The sequence below is a fragment of the Klebsiella sp. CN_Kp113 genome (assembly GCF_040064585.1).
GTDB classification, from domain to species: Bacteria; Pseudomonadota; Gammaproteobacteria; order Enterobacterales; family Enterobacteriaceae; genus Klebsiella; species Klebsiella michiganensis.
Map to the genome: position 1 here is coordinate 19,466 of NZ_JBEAID010000009.1, position 17,485 is coordinate 36,950.

Consider the following 17,485-nt stretch of genomic DNA (forward strand, 5'->3'; position numbering starts at 1 on the left):
CAACCTTGCTACTGTTGTCTGCATCTCTTCACTCTCGGGCATTTACGGATGACAGCGCAAACCTCCCGCAGAGCCCTCCAGCTAAGGCTGTGGGCGCTCTTCATGTTCTTTTTTATCCCCGGATTACTCATGGCCTCATGGGCGACCCGCACGCCGGCGATTCGCGATCTGCTCGCGCTATCGACGGCGGAAATGGGGATTGTATTATTTGGACTTTCAATAGGTTCGATGAGCGGCATCCTCTGCTCAGCGTGGCTGGTCAATCGATTCGGCACCCGTAAAGTGATTCGCGCCACCATGTCCTACGCGGTGGTCGGCATGCTGGTGCTCAGCGCCGCGCTATGGTTTACCTCGGCGGTGCTGTTTGCTATCGGCTTAGCCATCTTCGGCGCCAGCTTTGGCTCCGCGGAAGTGGCCATTAACGTCGAAGGCGCCGCCGTTGAACGTGAGATGAATAAAACCGTCCTGCCGATGATGCATGGTTTTTACAGCTTCGGTACGCTCGTCGGCGCCGGGATTGGTATGGCGGTAACCGGCTTCGGCCTGCCCGCCGCGCCGCACATCCTGCTGGCGGCGCTGGTGGCCGTCGCCCCCATTGCTATCGCCATTCGCGCGATCCCTGAAGGCACCGGCAAAAATGCGGCGGAAGCGGCGCGCCATGAAGGCAAAGGCCTGCCGATATGGCGCGATGGCCAGCTGCTGCTGATTGGCGCGATCGTCCTGGCCATGGCCTTTGCTGAAGGCTCCGCCAACGACTGGCTGCCGCTGCTGATGGTTGACGGCCACGGCTTCAGCCCAACCTCCGGCTCGCTGATTTACGCAGGCTTCACCCTCGGCATGACCCTTGGCCGCTTTACCGGCGGCTGGTTTATTGACCGCTACAGCCGGGTGACGGTGGTTCGCGCCAGCGCGGTAATGGGCGCCCTGGGCATTGGCCTGATTATTTTCGTCGATAACCCGTGGGTCGCCGGTCTCTCCGTACTATTATGGGGCCTCGGCGCGTCGCTGGGCTTCCCGCTGACCATTTCTGCCGCCAGCGACACCGGCCCCGATGCGCCGAAGCGCGTCAGCGTGGTGGCGATTACCGGCTACCTCGCCTTCCTCGTCGGGCCGCCGCTGCTGGGCTTTCTCGGCGAACACTTCGGCCTGCGCAGCGCCATGATGGTGGTGCTGGCACTCGTGCTGGTCGCGGCCATCGTCGCCCGCGCGGTAGCGAAGCCCCAATCTGAACCCGTGATGGAGAACAGTTAATGAGCATCAAATTGATTGCGGTAGACATGGACGGCACCTTTCTGAGCGATGCCAAAACCTATAACCGTCAGCGCTTCCTCGCCCAGTATCAACGGATGCGCGAGCAGGGCATCCGCTTCGTCGTCGCCAGCGGTAACCAGTATTACCAGCTTATCTCCTTCTTCCCCGAAGTGGCCCATGAGATAGCCTTTGTCGCCGAAAACGGCGGCTGGGTGGTCAGCGCCGGCGAGGACGTGTTTAACTGCCGGATGCCGCGGGAACATTTCAATACTGTTATCGACCATCTCCAGACGCTGACCAACATTGAAATCATCGCCTGCGGTAAGCGCAGCGCTTACACCCTCAACCAGTATAATGATGAGCTGAAAGCGGTCGCGGCGAAGTACTATCATCGCCTCGAACTGGTCGACGACTTTAATCATATTGCTGATGATGAAATTCTGAAGTTCGGTCTCAACGTCCCGGACCAGCTGATCCCGCAGATACAGCCGAAGCTGCACGCTGCGCTTGGCGATATGGTGACCGCGGTCGCTACCGGCTACGGCAGCATTGACCTGATTATTCCCGGCGTGCACAAAGCCAACGGACTGCGCATCCTGCAGGAACGCTGGGGCATCGAGAACCATGAAGTGGTGGCGTTTGGCGATAGCGGCAACGATATCGAAATGCTGCAGCATGCCGGCTTCGGTTTCGCCATGGCCAACGCCGCCGCGCCGGTGAAGGCCGTCGCTGGCTACCGCGCGCCGCACAATAACGAAGAAGGCGTGCTGCATATTATTGATAAAGTGCTTAATCGCGAAGCGCCGTTCGCCTGAGGCCGCGCCTGCTGCGGCGCGTAACGTCGCAGCAGGGCATCTGAAGATTACTGCGGTTCGAGGGAGCTGCCTACGCGTTTATCCTTCAGGAAGTAGACCGTCATCGCCAGCCAGAGCACCCCGCTCAGCAGGTTGAGCAAGCTGAAGAGTCCGCTGCCGCCAGCCTCATAGGCGTGCTTGCTCACTTCGATACCCACGGTAAAGATCAGCATTTGCAGCATCCCCATCGCCGCCGACACCGTTCCTTTGCTCATCTCGCTGGCAAACAGCGTCAGGCGCACCAGCCCGGCGTTAGCGAGCCCAATCCCGAAGGCGTAAACGCTCAGCCCGGCGGTCATCCACAGATACGCGTGGGTTGACGCCACCGTCGCGACGGCGGAGATCAGCAGGCCGATCATAATTGGCCAGCCGCCGAGAATAATCAGCGAACGCACCGTCTTGCGGGAAGTCTGGCGCGCCAGCACCAGGTTACCGGCAATCAGCGCGCCAAATATCGGCACCTGCAGCAGACCATACTCGTAGCTGGTCGCCTGCTCGCCGCTGATGATGATCACCGGCGATTGAGCAATCCACGCCAGCAGCGGCAGGCTGACAAAACCGGTGGCCAGCGCGCCGGCGACAAAGCGCAGGTTTTTCAGCACCTCACGATAATCACGCCCCAGCTCTTTAACCGATAGCTTCTCGCCCATGCGGGTGGCGGTTTCCGGCATCGCCTTCTGTAGCCCAAAAAAGGCGATAGCGGCCAGCACGGCAAACAGGACAAACATCATCTCCCACGGCAGGAGATGAACCCAGGCCGCGCCCACCAGCGGCCCAAGCAGCGGCGCAATCAGCGCGACGTTGGCCATCAGCGCCGTGATCTTGATGCACACCGCCTCTTCAAAAGACTCCTGTATCGCCGCATAGCCAACCGCGCCGATAAAGCACAGGCTGATGCCCTGCAAAAAGCGCAGCAGCGTGAACTGCTCAATCGTCTGCGCCAGCAGCGTCGCCAGGCAGGTCACGATAAACCACACCACCCCGGTCAGCATGACCGGACGGCGGCCGATGCGATCCGAAAGCGGCCCCAGCAGCCACTGCAAAAACATACCGCCGGCCAGATAGGCGGTCATTGAGGTCGGAACCCACTCATTGCCCACGCCAAACTCTTCCACCACCGAGAGCATTCCCGGCTGGATCATGTCATTGCCGATATAGGTGGCGAATTCGTATAACACCAGGCACAGCGGAAAGAGCAGCGCCTGACGTCCGAGGCGTTTGCCTGAAAGCGAAGAATTGTGCATGAAATCTCTTATTTAAATAAAACCGCGCAAAGTTTAATGAAAGTCGTGCCGGGGAGATAGTGAATTGTGAGCGATGAAGAGAAATATCGCCACGCAGAGACCGCGTCGCCATCACCGAATGAAAATCCCACTGTATATATTTCGTTTATGTTTCAATTAGATTACAGGCTATATACTCCTTTACTCAGTCTGTTAACGAAGCCACATACGCACTTTCATTCATAACAAACTGATAATTAAGACAATACTGCTTTACCTTATCGCCACCGTTTTTTAAGGTGGGCGGCTTGTTGCTAACGGACCCAAGAGCCTGGATGTATGCTGGAAAATATTAACTACTCGCTGTTTGCATTCCTCAATGCCACCCCCGCGTCGCCGTGGTGGGCAATTGAAATCGCGACGTTTATCGCCAAAGACCTGATTATTATTGTGCCATTATTGGTATTCGCCTTATGGCTTTGGGGGCCAAACCAGCGTCAGCTAGTATTTAAGGTGATGATGGCGCTCGCGATTAGCCTCACGCTTTCATGGATATTCGGCGTGTTTTTTCCGCATGAACGTCCGTTTGCCGCCGGTGTGGGCTATAACTTCCTGCATCATTCACCCAATAACTCCTTCCCAAGCAATCACGGTACTATCTGCTTTACCTTTGCGCTGGCCTTTATGTTCTGGCACCGCCTGTGGTCGGGCGCGCTGCTTATCGCCGTTGCCTGCGCGATTGCCTGGGCCCGGGTCTATCTCGGCGTTCACTGGCCGATGGACATGCTGGGCGGGCTTCTCACCGCGATGCTCGCCTGCCTTAGCGCCCAACTGCTGTGGCAAAGCGGCGGAAAAACCCTCTATCAGCATCTGCAGCGGCTGTACCGCCTGTTCTTTTCGCTGCCGATTCGCAAAGGCTGGGTGCGCGAATAGACGTTCCTGACCAGCCGGTAAAGTTGCGGCAGCGCCCGATTCCTGCGCGTGACTAAGCCTCTTCCGGCAGGTAAAATCGCCGCTGACGCCCTGTCAATGCAGGGCGCTTTCAGCTTAGAGGGAATATGGAAACTCGTCGTGACGAACGCATCAGCCAGCTTATTCAGGCACTCAAGCGCAGTGATAAACTCCATCTAAAAGAAGCGGCCACCCTGCTTGGCGTGTCAGAGATGACCATTCGTCGCGACCTCAACGGCCACAGCGGCCCGGTCGTGTTGCTGGGCGGCTATATCGTTCTGGAGCCGCGCAGCGCAACGCACTATCTGCTGAGCGATCAGAAAACGCGCCTTGTGGATGAAAAACGCCGCGCAGCCCGCCATGCGGCAAAGCTGCTTGAGCCCCACCAGATGGCCTTTTTTGACTGCGGGACCACCACGCCGTGGATCATCGACGCCATCGATAGCGCCCTGCCCTTTACCGGCGTCTGCTATTCGCTCAATACCTTTCTTTCCTTACAGGAAAAGCCCCAGTGCCGCGCAATTTTGTGCGGCGGCGAGTTCCACGCCAGCAACGCCATTTTTAAACCGCTAAGCCTGCAGGATACGCTGAGCCACCTGTGCCCGGACATCGCGTTTTATTCCGCCGCGGGCGTCGATTGCGAGCAGGGCGCGACCTGTTTTAACCTGGAAGAGCTGCCGGTCAAACACTGGGCGATGAAAAGCGCTCGCTACCACGTGCTGGTTGTCGATCACAGTAAATTCGGCAAAGTCCGGCCGGCGCGGATGGGGGATTTATCGCAGTTTGACGTAATAGCCAGCGACGTCTGTCCGGATGACGATCTGCTCGCGCTGGCGAAGGAAAAACAAATTTCACTGCTTTACTAACCGCGCCCCGCAGGGCGCGGCCTGCATTTTAAGAGAACCAACCGCCGAACCAGCCGTGCAGTTTCATCAGCACGAAATCGATCATCCGGCTAAAGAAACCGCCTTCGTTTACCGCTTCCATCACAATCAGCGGCCGCTGCTCAATGGTTTTATCATTCAGTTTAAAGTCGATGGTGCCGACCACCTGCCCTTTGGTCAGCGGCGCGGTCAGCTGCGTATCGTTCAGGGTGTAGCTGGCCTTGAGGTTTTTCAGCTGGCCTTTCGGCAGCGTGATGGAACCCGCCTCGCCCGCCCCCAGCTTCGCTTCACTGCTATCGCCAAACCAGACGCGCTGGGTAATGAAGGTGGCATCGGGTTTAATCGGCGTCACGGTTTCATAGAAGCGGAATCCCCAGGTCAGCAGTTTTTCTGATTCGTTAAAACGGATACGGTCAGTTTTGGTGCCGAGCACGACGGCAATCAGGCGCATATCGTTTTGCGTCGCGGAAGAAACCAGATTGTAGCCCGCTCCGGCGGTGGTCCCGGTTTTCACCCCGTCAGCGTTGAGGTTCGTGCTCCACAGCAGGCGGTTGCGGTTCGGCTGGCGGATTTTGTTGAAGGTGAACTCTTTTTCTTTATGGATCGCATACTCTTCCGGCACGTCATGGATCATCGCTTTGGTGAGCAGCGCCATATCGCGTGCGGTACTGAACTGACCCGGCGCGTCCAGACCGTGCACGGTCATAAAGGTGGTATTGGTCAGGCCCATTTTCTGCGCATAGCCGTTCATCAGGCTGACAAACGCGTCCTGGCTGCCCGCCACGTAGTCGGCTATCGCGATGCTGGCGTCGTTGCCGGACTGAATGATGACGCCCTTGTTAAGATCTTCTACCGACACCTGCATCCCCGGCTTGAGGAACATCACCGAAGAGCCGCGCAGCGCCGGGTTACCGGTGGCCCACGCATCGCGTCCGATGGTCACCATATCTGTAGACTTAATCTTACCCGCCTTTAACGCCTGGCCGACAACGTAGCTGGTCATGATTTTGGTCAGGCTCGCCGGGTCGAGTTTTTCGTCGGCATTGCCTTCGCTGAGCACTTTGCCGCTGGCATAGTCCATCAGGATCCAGGCTCGCGCGTCAATGGATGGCGCATCGGGGAGTTGTTCCGCAGCCTGCACCGCAGGCGCAACGAGAAGTAAAAGCGCGCAGCCTGCCGCGAGGCCGCGAAGGGAAAAAGCATCATGCGTCATAAGAGCCACCCAAGTATCCTTTCCAAACAAAAATATGCCGCCACACTCGTTCCGCGCCGCAGCAGCCGGTGAGTAAAGCGTACAAATGACCTTAAAGAAACAGCGAGTTGGTAAAGTTTTTAAAGTTTACGCAATAACCTCGCCCGGTGCTGCAAACAGCGCAATTTTTTTGATCGCGGTTGCCTAAATATTAACTTTATTATGGCATGCAAAAAATTAGTTTAGCAAATTCAATGATCTGCAATATTTTCAACGATATAGCTCGGTTGACTTCTGGACAAATGCGGACAAATGCGGACATTTGATTGCTCCAAATCGTGCCCCAAACGTTATTCTGCCCCAAAATTTGCCCCAATTTTACCCCCTAAGGGTCTGAGGCAATAACCATTCTCATAGCTTACAAATAACCCACTAAGGGGTTGCAAGTTGACTACTTTGCCAGCAGGTGCTTATGGGCGATTAATGAGATACGTTTCTTGCGCTACTACTGCTCACGGTGACTCCCGATAAGGATTTTGCAGCCCGGTTTAAAGCGGTATTGAAAGCAATGAGTGTTACTGGCCGGCATTCGTTCTTCACACGATTTGAATGGCTCTGGAACACAAAAATATCCTCTGGATGCCTTTCCCGTCGCCGCGCTATCATCGCCATCACCGTAGGTGGAATTTCAACGCGCAGTGCTTTCAGTCTCCCCCTCTCTCGTATCAGTATCGAATTGCCATCTATGTCATCGTAACGAAGAGACAGCAGCCTGCCCGCACCAAGGCTCGTATGGAAAATCAATACCCACAAATCAGCCCAAGTATCTGAGATGCCGGCGAGTTGACTATTTATTATCAAAAATTGCATGAACGTTAACGTTTTCTTACTGCTCATATTTAAACGCGCTTTGCTCTATTATTCGTGAGGTTATTATCTCAGATGTGAATTTCAGGCAACAGTAGTTAACGTGCGGTTAATCACACTCCCCTTCAAACAGGGGTAGTATCCAGCCTCAAGCTGTTGATCGTGTGCATAGCAACTCCGAGCACTTCAACAGCTCCAGGCCCCCTTAAGTAAAAACATACCCATGCAACCGGAACTTTAACTTAACTGTTCAGACCAGAATTATCTGGAAACATCAGGAATTTTCTCAGAAGATATACTCCGCGCGGAGACGCACACAGCAATAATGTCATGAAGTTTTTTTCCCCTGAGTGTGCCTGCTCCGGGGATTTTTTTATCAAACAGGACTTGTATACTGTCTCAAGTCGTTAATCGCATGGGTTGCGACTCCGAGCGATTCCACGTCTTTCAGCGCCTCACCTTCAATGCTCTCGCCTTCGGCTGTAATAAAAGAGCGTCCCATCAATTTTGCAAACTGCAGTTCGCCAGCCAGGCGGATAAGAAGGACGCTTCCTTGCGTCACCTTCAGCGATAAATCGAGAACGACATAGCCGCGGTCTGTCTCTATAACCTGAGAGTTAGCGCTGATGTCACATGCAGCCGTGACAGTCAGAGCAGACTCAACGTAGTCGGCAGCAGGTGAAGGAAAGTAGCTGGCAGTCATTACATCACTCTCCCCATGTTGCGGAGAATCCACAGCCGATTCTCTGTGTACTCACGCGTCTTGTCAGCAAAGCACGACTGATAGCGCTCTATCCAGCGATTGGCTTCCGACTCTGAGAAATGAATGCCCCGCTGCATCAAAGAAGAGACTAAATCACGCGTGCGTAGATACTGATAGCCTTTTGAGTTTCGGAGTACCGACTCATGAAAGGTCTGGTTGATGTCTGATTGTCGAAGCATGATCTGCCCTCCCATTAACACTGTTTATGCATACAGTAGTTTTAATGAGAGAGAAGATCAAGCGACGTCTTTGCTGTCAGTGCTCGTGGTTTAAAGAGTTACGCTATCTGATACACGATCCGTTCGTTGATAACCTGACACTTGCTCATCCTAACCATGTAGGAATCTCCCTTTTGCAAATCTACGACACAAGAGGATTTGCCAGCATCATATCTGCAATAGACAAGGCTGTTGTTCACGAGAACCTCAAAATTCCCGCCTTCATCAACAGAAAAGATGAAGTAAAGTTTTGCTTTTCTGTCAAAAGGTAGCGATGATTTTTTATTATATAAAGGTTTATCATCAGCGATTGAAAATACCTCTCCATATCCTGTGGTAGTTCCATTATTAAAATCTATTTCTCCAGAGTATCCGGAGGAGATGAATCTTTTTAATGAAGCAATGTTTTTTATATAAATAAAGTTTTTATTATCAGGAATGCCCTGAACGGATAACCCTATAGCAATGCATAGATTTCCTGAAGATGATTGGCTGTTTATGATTCTCGATGCAGAATCTTTCCTTTTGAAGTTCATACCTATGACCTTGATGTTTTCAATTACCAGGCATCCAACATCAACAGAGTCGCTAATAAAAATAAGGTCTTTATCTTTAAGGCAGTTGCTAGAATTAGGCCTATACACAGTAACACTAGCCGCATTAAAAAAGGCTGATTGCTTCTTTCTCTTGTCATCAAAAGCATACCCCAAATATGCAAGTTGGTTGACAAAGTTTGCTGTTACATTCGCAATATTTAGAGTTCCACCGCCACCAATTCTAAAACCGCTGCCCAGCTTTTCGAGTCTTGAATTACCTATAGATACAATTGCCGCATCTATATCCAGTGCAAATACGTCATCATTATTTTTATCTTTGTTGCCAAGTACGGATAAGTGATTGCCGATAGCCATGGTCTGCGTTCTTGATACCTTCACTTGAGGCTGCCCCCATGCTCCAGTAGCAAGGCTTCCGAACGTGACACTTCCACAATCTTCAATAACAAGACATCCGCTATTCTGATCAGGAACGAAGTTCTCATAAACACCTATGGTGACATCGCTCGACTTGGTTATAACAGATGAGCCTTTTGGATATTCTTCCCATACCGTGGATATCGTCCCAAACCCGGTTGTGCCCGATATATAGAATGCCCTACCGCAAGAGAATGCAGATATCTTTGAATCATCAACACTCTGTACTCCGTTTGATGTTTTACTGTTATATTTACCAAACGTACCAAAAAGAGTACCCTGGTACAGGTTGCCTATTATTTTAAATGAAGCACCAACACAACCAGACTCCATTCTGATGGCTGTATCAGTAATGCTGTTACCATCCCCTCCATTGATCAAAACATCAACGTGAATGTACTGGCAACCTATGAAATCAAAACCACCACCACCAGTTAAAACAAAATGGCCAATTATGCCAATTTTATCTACTCCTGCGCTGGATGAAATTCCTTGTAATGAGGACCTGTTAATTTCAAAAACTTGCCTGTTCTTTATTTCAAGAGCTCTTTCAAGGTCATTTATAACTACGCCGCCAGATGATGCCGTTACCTTTTTAATAGCAAGTGAGATCGCATCATCATCACTCATGTCTGCGGTAATAATACTTGATATGCTTACATTCCTTCCTGATGCTTTGATGTCACTTGTCTTATCTCGCGCGCTAGCAATGGAGTTAGAGCCCAACGCAACAGCACCGACAGTTGCAATCTTCAACAGCGATCTTCTGTCCATATCCACCCCTGGCAAGGTTAAAAGAATCAGGGTTTCATAGTACCAAGGACGGTAGAAACTATTTTTTGTTACAAAATGTTAATGTAATTGTAATCGCTCGCGTAGTCTATACAATGGCTGTAAACTCATGTCTAATTAACTAGTGTAAATATGCAACAAATAAACGAATATAAGAACCCCGGGAGATTTTTTATTTCCCCTTATTTTGCTGCAATGGTTGCCTACTTTATTTTTCTAGTGGCTCTATTCTTTCCTGAGAAATACTATCGACACCTCATCGGAGAACAGAATTACATATCATTCGATCCTGCATCATTCCTCTTTGTAACAACATGCGTGTTTTTCTTTTTCATTGGGACGCTGTTTGTTTCTCAGATGTCCAGAAGGATAATAACTAAAAATTCTCCCGACGTTCGAAAGGTGCTAAGGATTTCGGTAACAAAATTCATTTTGCTTCCGGTAATTATTTCAATAATTTTCAGCTTTATGTCGATAAAGCTTCTGTTAGCGAATAACCCTAACCTTATTATGTACCTTCTTCTTGGTGATGGCGCAAACCTGAAGAGGGAACTGGTGCTTGCAAACACAATGGCCCAGGCCGCTCAATTCTCAATATGTGTAGCTTTATGGGCTACAGTCCAATACAATCACTATAAGCATGAGCTAAGACTTTTTAAGCGGTTTTTTATATTGCTTTTTATAGGCGTTCTGTCGGCCATATGTATGGCTAACGCCATCATTAAAATGGCTCGATTTGAAATGATGCCACTCCTGCTTGGATTCATGGTAATAATTTTAAACCAGAAATACAAAAAGGTAGGCAATAAGACAATTGTGTTTTATATGCTTATCTCATTTTTTGCATTGATAGCCGTTTTTGGTGTATTTAGTTTTCTGAGGGGATTTGACTCTTCTGATGATGTTGTGCGATCAATCGTTGGGTACACCATAACTTCATACAACCACATGGCAGCGTTGCTAAACGGGAAGTTAAGGTATCTATATCCTGGCGACGGGTATTATCTTGCGGTATTCTTGCAGTACATACCATTAGTTGGTGATATGTTCACTAGTAGTGTTTTGGGATGGGTAAACCCTGAGATGGTCCGTTCTAAAGAGTTCATTGATACTGCTGCGGCCTCCCTCAATGAGTCTTACATCTGGATTACAGTATTCGGATATGTTTTCGTAACAGCTTCCTACCTGACTCCTTTCTTTATGCTCATATACGGCTGCGTGGCGCAACTATCATGGTCGTCATTTAAACGCGGTAATCCATTGGGGATTGTATTCTATCCGTGGATGTTTTTCTGCATCATGTTCTGGCTTGGAAGTAACATTCTTGCACAGCAACAGACCATTAGTGTTTTTGCGGCTTACATCTTCCTGCAGATGTACTCAGCTTTGTTTATAAAGAGAATCAGAGAATATTAATTGCTGTCTCCCCCTTTCTGAAGTTGAAAGGGGGAGAAAAAGTTAACTTAACACCTCTCCGCCAGTAAACTCATCTAAGGTCAGAAGATACTCAATGCATTGAGAGTATACATCCTTATCTGCATTATATTGGCAGTGATAATATTCAGCTTTAAATGGAATTCTTTCTGAAAATTCATTAGCGGATGGTCTATAACTTTGAACCAGGAATGCAACTCCATCTGATGAAATAGATATCTCTGCAATGTAATGCTCTGCAAAAATTATCTCATTACCAGAATTATCATTGATGCTTTTCTTTAAATGCATATAGTTACCCGGAGATAATCATTGTGAAGGAAACATACAGTAATAGTTGAACGCTTCCTGGCGCGTTTGATGCGGTGAAGTCAGTGCCTTTTGAGTCAGTGACTAACTTTATTGTCGTTGCCCCATCATTAAAGAACGGTCTGACATTCACCCCCGCGGCGGCGTGGCTATACACATCTACCTGACCGTGATGGTATGCGATCGCACCAGATGGTATGGTGAATGGCAGCCCACCAATAACCACCTGTCCAGCTGATAAGGCCAGGGCTGCCGAAGATGAAAACTGGACTCCGCCCATTATAGTGTTGCCGTTTCTCTTATAATGCCCGCGAGATACAGCTAGCCCCGTGATTAGCGATCCGTTAACTGTTAAAGTTGGCGTGAAGTTTCCCTCAGCATACCTAAAAGTTGGACCTCCAAGAGTGAATTGCAGAGGCTGGGTAAACGCCTTATCAGCATACCGTAGATATCTGATATCCGTAGTAGTCCCATCCCATACAGATGCCCTGTCTATCTCCGCCTGAGTGGTGGATACGGTACCTGACGGAACATACAATGTGCCTCTATAGAAAGCATTCTTCCTGTCAGCATTATCACTTAATGGGGCGTGTTGGTTTTTGCTACTTGCAGTAAAGTTTTTAAGGCCTATCCCCCCTCGCGCAACCATGTACCCGACACCGCTTTCTGATGTATTTAGTGGGTCAACAACGTCTATCCCGAAAAGGTTGCCACTTACTGCGCTACCGGTATTATCCACCAGTCCAATGCCTTCAAAATATGCATGACTTATTACGCTTTCTCCAAGGCTATTAGACAGGTAAATGGGAGTCCTGTGCTGCCTGATCAGCTTCAGGTTATCGATATCCATTCGGTTGATTGGACGGCCGTACCGGCTAAGAACGGTCCTCGCTCTGCCAGCAACACCCTTCCACTGCGGGATTGTTCCTGTGTTATTGCTGTTATTGGTTAACCGGCCTCCGCTGGCTGTAGTTGCTGAGTTCGCAGATTTGAAAAAATAGGTATCAAAGAATGTATCTGCATTATTTTGCAGCGCTCCCCAGGTACCATTAATCTGACCTGCAGTTAGTGTCTCTGAAGGGCAAGAGTCGGCCCACCCCAACAAATACACATCAGTAGCGGGATATGGAGGTATGTAGGCGGTGTTTTGTGTATTGTTTCGCTGAAGCCACCAACCACCGATTACATCTCCCGCAACACAGCCAGTTGTTTCTACCTGTCCAGACCAGGTGTGCTGATCCATGCCCTGAAAAATACCAGAGAAGGTGCAGGATGTTACCTTCAGATTCGATTCATTAGATGCAAACGAAATGCCTTCAACCAGCCGGCCAATAAAGAAATTGGATAATGTGATATCTTTCAGGCCATAGTTGACGGTACCGTTATTACCAACACTGTCTCTTGATACGTAAATTCCTATACCACTGCCCAGGGTCATTGCTGTTGTATTAGGGTCCCAATTTCCCTTTAATGTCGTTAGACCTCTACCTGCCCCCCGAAGAGTTACGTTATGGGGAATTTTTAACGCTGCATACATTGTATGCGTCGCTTCTGGTGCAATGTTTGCATCTGTTCCTGCGGCTACCCACGCTGGGGCGGCGGTTCCGTCATCACCAGGAAGAATAACTTGATTTGAATAACTGGCACAAAGGAACGTGCCTTTTGGAATATCAACTGTACCTCCGCCGATAGCTGCTGCCTTATCAATCCAGGACTGAATTTTTGCAGTAACATCGCTAGCACCGGTATTATCTGCATCACTTACCAAAAATACATTTGTTAAAGCACCTTGCACGGTTCCTTCTTGCTCAAGCTCAATCATTGAGCCACCTGAGCCCTTTTCACTGGAGGCCAGGCTTTGGCGAAGCGCTGCATCACCGACAGATACAAAATGCGCAGCATCAGTATCGGTCCATGTTTCGTCAGTATTACCAGCCGTGGTAAACGGGATATCTGTCGCTGCGGTGAGTTTATACAGCTCGTTGTTATAGCGAATAAGCTGGTTATATTCGGTGAGCGTCAACGGGCCGGCAGTGTAATCACCGACAATCTGATAGCCCGAACTTTGGATGAAGGAATTGAACCGACTTTCCTGGCTGGTGAGCTGCGTGACAAATGCCGACTCCATTCCGAAGAACGAGCGACGCGTTTTGCCCAGACGATCGGTCCAGATTAAGGCGGTCAGGCTGTTAAGTGCAAAGTCGAGATTCTCGGCGTTATCAAATAAATCCTTTACAGCCGCCGAACCCAACGGGTTGCCGGTTTTATATGTGCTCATAGTCGCCCTATAACAAAAAACCCGCCGAAGCGGGTTGTTGAGAGATGTTTCAGTTTTATTCAACGTCGCCGGGGTAGCTGGCGTTGTCGTAGTCGTAGAATGACGCGCGGTACTCTTTGGCGGTAACCTGACACGTCCCGTCAGATTGCGGAGCTATTTCCGACACTATCGCGTTGTAACCCACGCGGGAAGAATCGCAAAAAACCAGCCTGACCGGTTCAATGGATGCCGTCGAAAAATCTATCTCGTCGAACTTACTGAGATAAGGCACTGACAGCTGATAGTCTCCCACCTTCGTCGCGACCATCAACGCTGAGGCCGAACCATCCTGATAGCGGATTAATGCTCTGGGATTCGGATACGTCCAGTTCAGGGGCTCGGATACCGTTATCGTCGTCACGCCATTGACAGTTGATAAGGATTCAACGAGACAACTGATTGTCGTCGCTGAATCCGGTATGTCATCTGTCAGAACAATGCGGTCACCAACGTTGTAGCACAGCGCATCCAGTTCGGTAGTGGTCTGGTAGGTTTCCCGCTGCTGAAGGTACTTCATCAGGCGGCGCATACCAATCTGATACGCGCGATCCCGGCTAAGTACACCATCAAGCTGATAATCCTCAATTTTAACCGGCGTGGGCTTATCACTGGTGCGACACTGGACCGTCTCTTCTGCCCAGGTGGTCCCGTTAATATAGGTCACATCGACGCCATCATAATCATCATTGGACGGCGCGGTGAAGCCGGTCTGCAGCTCCTTAGTCATCTCGTGTGGAGTGATTATTCCTGTCCAGGGCTTGACCCCCTCCCGCCCGACGGACGCCAGTCCGTCACTCAGCAGAAAATAGGATTTCCCGGCATTCGTTATCTTCTGCAGCATTTCCAGCGCCGAAATACTGTCTCCGGTAGCAAAGTCGAAATACTCACCATCAGGCGTCCAGTATGTCGATTCCAGCACGCCGATGGCTTCCGTATCCATCTGAAGGCCGAGAGAATTGCCCACATGCATTAATGCGCCCGAAATTGACCGGGCCACGCCTGAGTCATATACACGCGTGGCCACAACGTTAACCCGGCGATCCGACTGTGCAGCAAGTTTCCCGCCAGTCTCCACAGTCACGCCCATAAGAGTCACTCCGGCGTAGGATGAAGGACGTGTCAGCAGACGCCCGCGAAGAGCCTGCCAGTACATGTTGTCGCGCGCGTTATTACTCCCCTGCTCATTCCGGCGACGGCAACGCACCTCGACAAGACCCGGTGAGTCCAGCACAATCCGCTCTGTGAACCCGAGGCCGTTTACGTTCTTTAACGCATACTCACCTGTTTTACTGATCCAGCCCGCACCTGAACCATAAACCCGATACTGGATTTCCCACTCAACATGCCGGATGCGTTTCTTGCCCTTGTTATCGAAGCCGCAGATACCGCTGGGGAATGAAAAATTCACCTCAAACATATCCACAGTTTCATTATCAGGGCTCGCCAGGAAGGGGCCCATCCATGTGTCACTGTCATTCAGCCCGGTGGCTTCATAGTCGATCATCGTCCGCGCTGAAAAACCCGGCCAGGAGGCATCAACAGCACCATTAACCAGACGCGCAACGGTAGCCGTTGTGCCATCAGTTGAAATTATCTGGTACTCATTCCCCCTATGAGAGAGAGAAAGACGCTGGGTACCCTCCGGCATCCCCGAAAAAGGAGTCCCCGTCGCGCTGTTATACGCTAATGTGACGTTTGCGATGATAGCTGCGCTACCGCCGGATGATTCACTGCCTGCGGTATAAACAGGCGCATCGCCAAAGACCGCTACCGGGAGCGAGGACGAAGTGATTTCTCCGCCCGCAAACGGGCTTGCCTCTTCTGTGATCAGTACCGTTCCGCCATTATCCTGCGCCACGAGGCCGGACCCCGTCAGCCCCTCAGTAATTGCCGACAGAAGGCCGGACATGTTGACATAATCGGCAACCAGAGAGACGGTATAGGTTGTTCCTTGCCAGGTAACCGTAAAGGTTGTGCTGCCCAGCGAATAATCGTAAGTCGTCGGCGCTGCGCTGGCCTGAATTTTAGCCGCACTGCCGCCCTCTCCCGGAACGGCATCCTGCCCAGGCGTGTATGCTGCGATAAAGAGGTCGTAATCAACACTGTTAAAGTTCAGTGTCACCGGCATCCCTGGCTCTGGCGCGATTTCGGTCAGGAGCTTGCTGGCAAAAACACTGTAGCCGGAAGAGGTCGAAATCAGAAAATTGGTTGGCGCCTTAATCTCTACAATAGTGCCTTCGACCCAACTTTCAGGCAGCGCGTTATCGTCCTCATCTTCATCGTCATCTGTATCAAGTCCGGTAAACGTTACGCTCGCACCAGAAACAGTCATGCTGTCAGCAATAATATCGTCGGAATCCGGCGAGGTCTGCGCCATATCAAGCCCGGTGCCGGAGGATGTTCCCCCAACCTCAGTCGAGTTGAACCAGTTTTCGCTACGCTCATCGCCGGAAACATCGGCTCCGGGTGGATAGTTTGTATGACTGAAGCCCGGCAAAGATGTTTTTGGTGTATCCCCGACTCTGATATCACCCTCTGAGTAATCAAAATAACCCGCCCCCATACAGACAAGCATATGAACATGCATGATGGCCGGGTCCGTGGGATCATAGCGGGTGACAGGCTGGACAACATAATCCGGATAAATGCGGCGGCGGCCAAAAACTTCACGGATGGGATCGCCCAGTTTTGCACTGTTCGCTTTCGCGGGGTTGAGGTCCAGACTACGGCCAGTTGATGAAGAGTAGCCACCGGCATCGATATTCCCCATCATGAACAGAGAGTAGGCCGCAGCTGCAACAGAAACGCCTACAGCAATCCACGCGATGGTGGCGGCCTCCAGCCCGAAGGGAACCGGATAAATCCGGACATCACATTCAGGGTGGATCACGCAACTACCCCAATCGCCTGGCGGAACAGATTTACCGTCTACCTCAATGGTTACCGGCGGAACATCCCGATCCTCGTAACCTTTAACATTCGCCGCCAGCCAGTTGCGAATACTCGTAACGCCATGCTCATGCGTTTCCAGCGGTTCACCGGGCAGCCGCGACGGGTAAAAACGAATGGTCATTGCCAGAACTCCACTTTGACAAATCGCCGCTTAAACCGCGGCAAAGGCAGAAAGGTGACGTTTGTTCCCGGATTGCATTCCGCCACGTGCAGCAGGCCACCGATATTGACGACGATCCCCACATGAGTGACTGTCGAACCGGAGAAACAGGCCACTCCAGCCCCCTCACAAGGATCGCAACGTTCAAGTTTTAACATCAATTTCCGCGCCTCCCGGTCGAGACCGTCATCATCTTTGGTCACTCCCGCAAAATCAGGCCATTGCGGCAAACCCAGATCACGTCGTATCTCGTTCACAATGCCAAAGCAGTCGAGCTGCGGATACACTCTTCCGCCTTTCAGCCAGGTGACCGAAAGGTATTTATCAGGGTTAAACATTGGGATTCC

The 17,485-nt window shown here is 50.9% G+C and carries 15 protein-coding genes; 5 read left to right on the forward strand and 10 right to left on the reverse strand.

All coding sequences use genetic code 11. The features are described 5' to 3' along the window. Positions 1–48 precede the first annotated feature (48 nt). Together ABLV30_RS03375 and ABLV30_RS03380 are read left to right on the forward strand one after the other, a co-directional pair. Positions 49–1,251: an MFS transporter gene (locus ABLV30_RS03375; protein ID WP_265800494.1), complete on the forward strand. Its 1,203-nt coding sequence runs from the start codon at positions 49–51 to the stop codon at positions 1,249–1,251. Beyond that, complete coding sequence (locus ABLV30_RS03380) at positions 1,251–2,066, forward strand: Cof-type HAD-IIB family hydrolase (RefSeq protein ID WP_265800492.1); 816 nt, start codon at positions 1,251–1,253, stop codon at positions 2,064–2,066. Before ABLV30_RS03375 ends, ABLV30_RS03380 begins: the two co-directional genes overlap by 1 nt. A 47-nt stretch (positions 2,067–2,113) precedes the next feature. Here ABLV30_RS03380 and ABLV30_RS03385 read toward each other — a convergent pair whose 3' ends face one another. Beyond that, a complete protein-coding gene (locus ABLV30_RS03385) occupies positions 2,114–3,349 on the reverse strand; it encodes an MFS transporter (protein WP_032748874.1) in 1,236 nt (411 codons plus the stop codon). A gap of 318 nt (positions 3,350–3,667) precedes the next feature. Here ABLV30_RS03385 and ybjG point away from each other — a divergent pair, with 318 nt between their 5' ends. Beyond that, a complete protein-coding gene (gene ybjG, locus ABLV30_RS03390; protein ID WP_103815376.1) occupies positions 3,668–4,261 on the forward strand; it encodes an undecaprenyl-diphosphate phosphatase in 594 nt (197 codons plus the stop codon). A 125-nt stretch (positions 4,262–4,386) separates the two neighbouring features. After that, on the forward strand, positions 4,387–5,145 hold the full coding sequence (gene deoR, locus ABLV30_RS03395) for a DNA-binding transcriptional repressor DeoR (RefSeq protein WP_004849345.1): 759 nt from the start codon (positions 4,387–4,389) through the stop codon (positions 5,143–5,145). 28 nt (positions 5,146–5,173) lie between these two features. Here the strand turns inward: deoR and dacC are convergent, their stop codons facing one another. From dacC to ABLV30_RS03420, 5 genes are all read right to left on the reverse strand, one after another. Next, entirely contained in the window at positions 5,174–6,376 is a 1,203-nt protein-coding gene (gene dacC, locus ABLV30_RS03400; RefSeq protein ID WP_032721350.1) for a serine-type D-Ala-D-Ala carboxypeptidase, read from the reverse strand. A gap of 459 nt (positions 6,377–6,835) precedes the next feature. After that, on the reverse strand, positions 6,836–7,252 hold the full coding sequence (locus ABLV30_RS03405) for a hypothetical protein (protein ID WP_348865523.1): 417 nt from the start codon (positions 7,250–7,252) through the stop codon (positions 6,836–6,838). 346 nt (positions 7,253–7,598) lie between these two features. Further along, on the reverse strand, positions 7,599–7,925 hold the full coding sequence (locus ABLV30_RS03410; protein ID WP_064404787.1) for a hypothetical protein: 327 nt from the start codon (positions 7,923–7,925) through the stop codon (positions 7,599–7,601). Then, on the reverse strand, positions 7,925–8,164 hold the full coding sequence (locus ABLV30_RS03415; RefSeq protein ID WP_348865524.1) for a hypothetical protein: 240 nt from the start codon (positions 8,162–8,164) through the stop codon (positions 7,925–7,927). The genes ABLV30_RS03410 and ABLV30_RS03415 overlap by 1 nt, the downstream gene beginning before the upstream one ends. Positions 8,165–8,262: 98 nt before the next feature. Then, the gene (locus ABLV30_RS03420) at positions 8,263–9,948 is read right to left on the reverse strand and encodes a hypothetical protein (RefSeq protein WP_348865525.1); all 1,686 of its coding nucleotides are present in this window, start codon (positions 9,946–9,948) and stop codon (positions 8,263–8,265) included. Positions 9,949–10,098: 150 nt separating this feature from the next. Here ABLV30_RS03420 and ABLV30_RS03425 point away from each other — a divergent pair, with 150 nt between their 5' ends. Beyond that, positions 10,099–11,382: a hypothetical protein gene (locus ABLV30_RS03425; RefSeq protein ID WP_348865526.1), complete on the forward strand. Its 1,284-nt coding sequence runs from the start codon at positions 10,099–10,101 to the stop codon at positions 11,380–11,382. 42 nt (positions 11,383–11,424) lie between these two features. Here ABLV30_RS03425 and ABLV30_RS03430 read toward each other — a convergent pair whose 3' ends face one another. The 4 genes from ABLV30_RS03430 to ABLV30_RS03445 are packed head-to-tail and all read right to left on the reverse strand — an operon-like array spanning position 11,425 to position 17,476. Then, complete coding sequence (locus tag ABLV30_RS03430; RefSeq protein ID WP_348865527.1) at positions 11,425–11,691, reverse strand: hypothetical protein; 267 nt, start codon at positions 11,689–11,691, stop codon at positions 11,425–11,427. A 4-nt stretch (positions 11,692–11,695) separates the two neighbouring features. Beyond that, positions 11,696–13,987 (reverse strand): hypothetical protein, encoded by a 2,292-nt coding sequence (locus tag ABLV30_RS03435; protein WP_348865528.1) that lies wholly within the window; start codon positions 13,985–13,987, stop codon positions 11,696–11,698. Between the two features lie 55 nt (positions 13,988–14,042). Beyond that, positions 14,043–17,099: a host specificity factor TipJ family phage tail protein gene (locus tag ABLV30_RS03440; RefSeq protein WP_348865529.1), complete on the reverse strand. Its 3,057-nt coding sequence runs from the start codon at positions 17,097–17,099 to the stop codon at positions 14,043–14,045. After that, entirely contained in the window at positions 17,096–17,476 is a 381-nt protein-coding gene (locus ABLV30_RS03445) for a nitrite transporter (RefSeq protein ID WP_116281122.1), read from the reverse strand. Before ABLV30_RS03445 ends, ABLV30_RS03440 begins: the two co-directional genes overlap by 4 nt. Between the last annotated feature and the right edge of the window lie 9 nt (positions 17,477–17,485).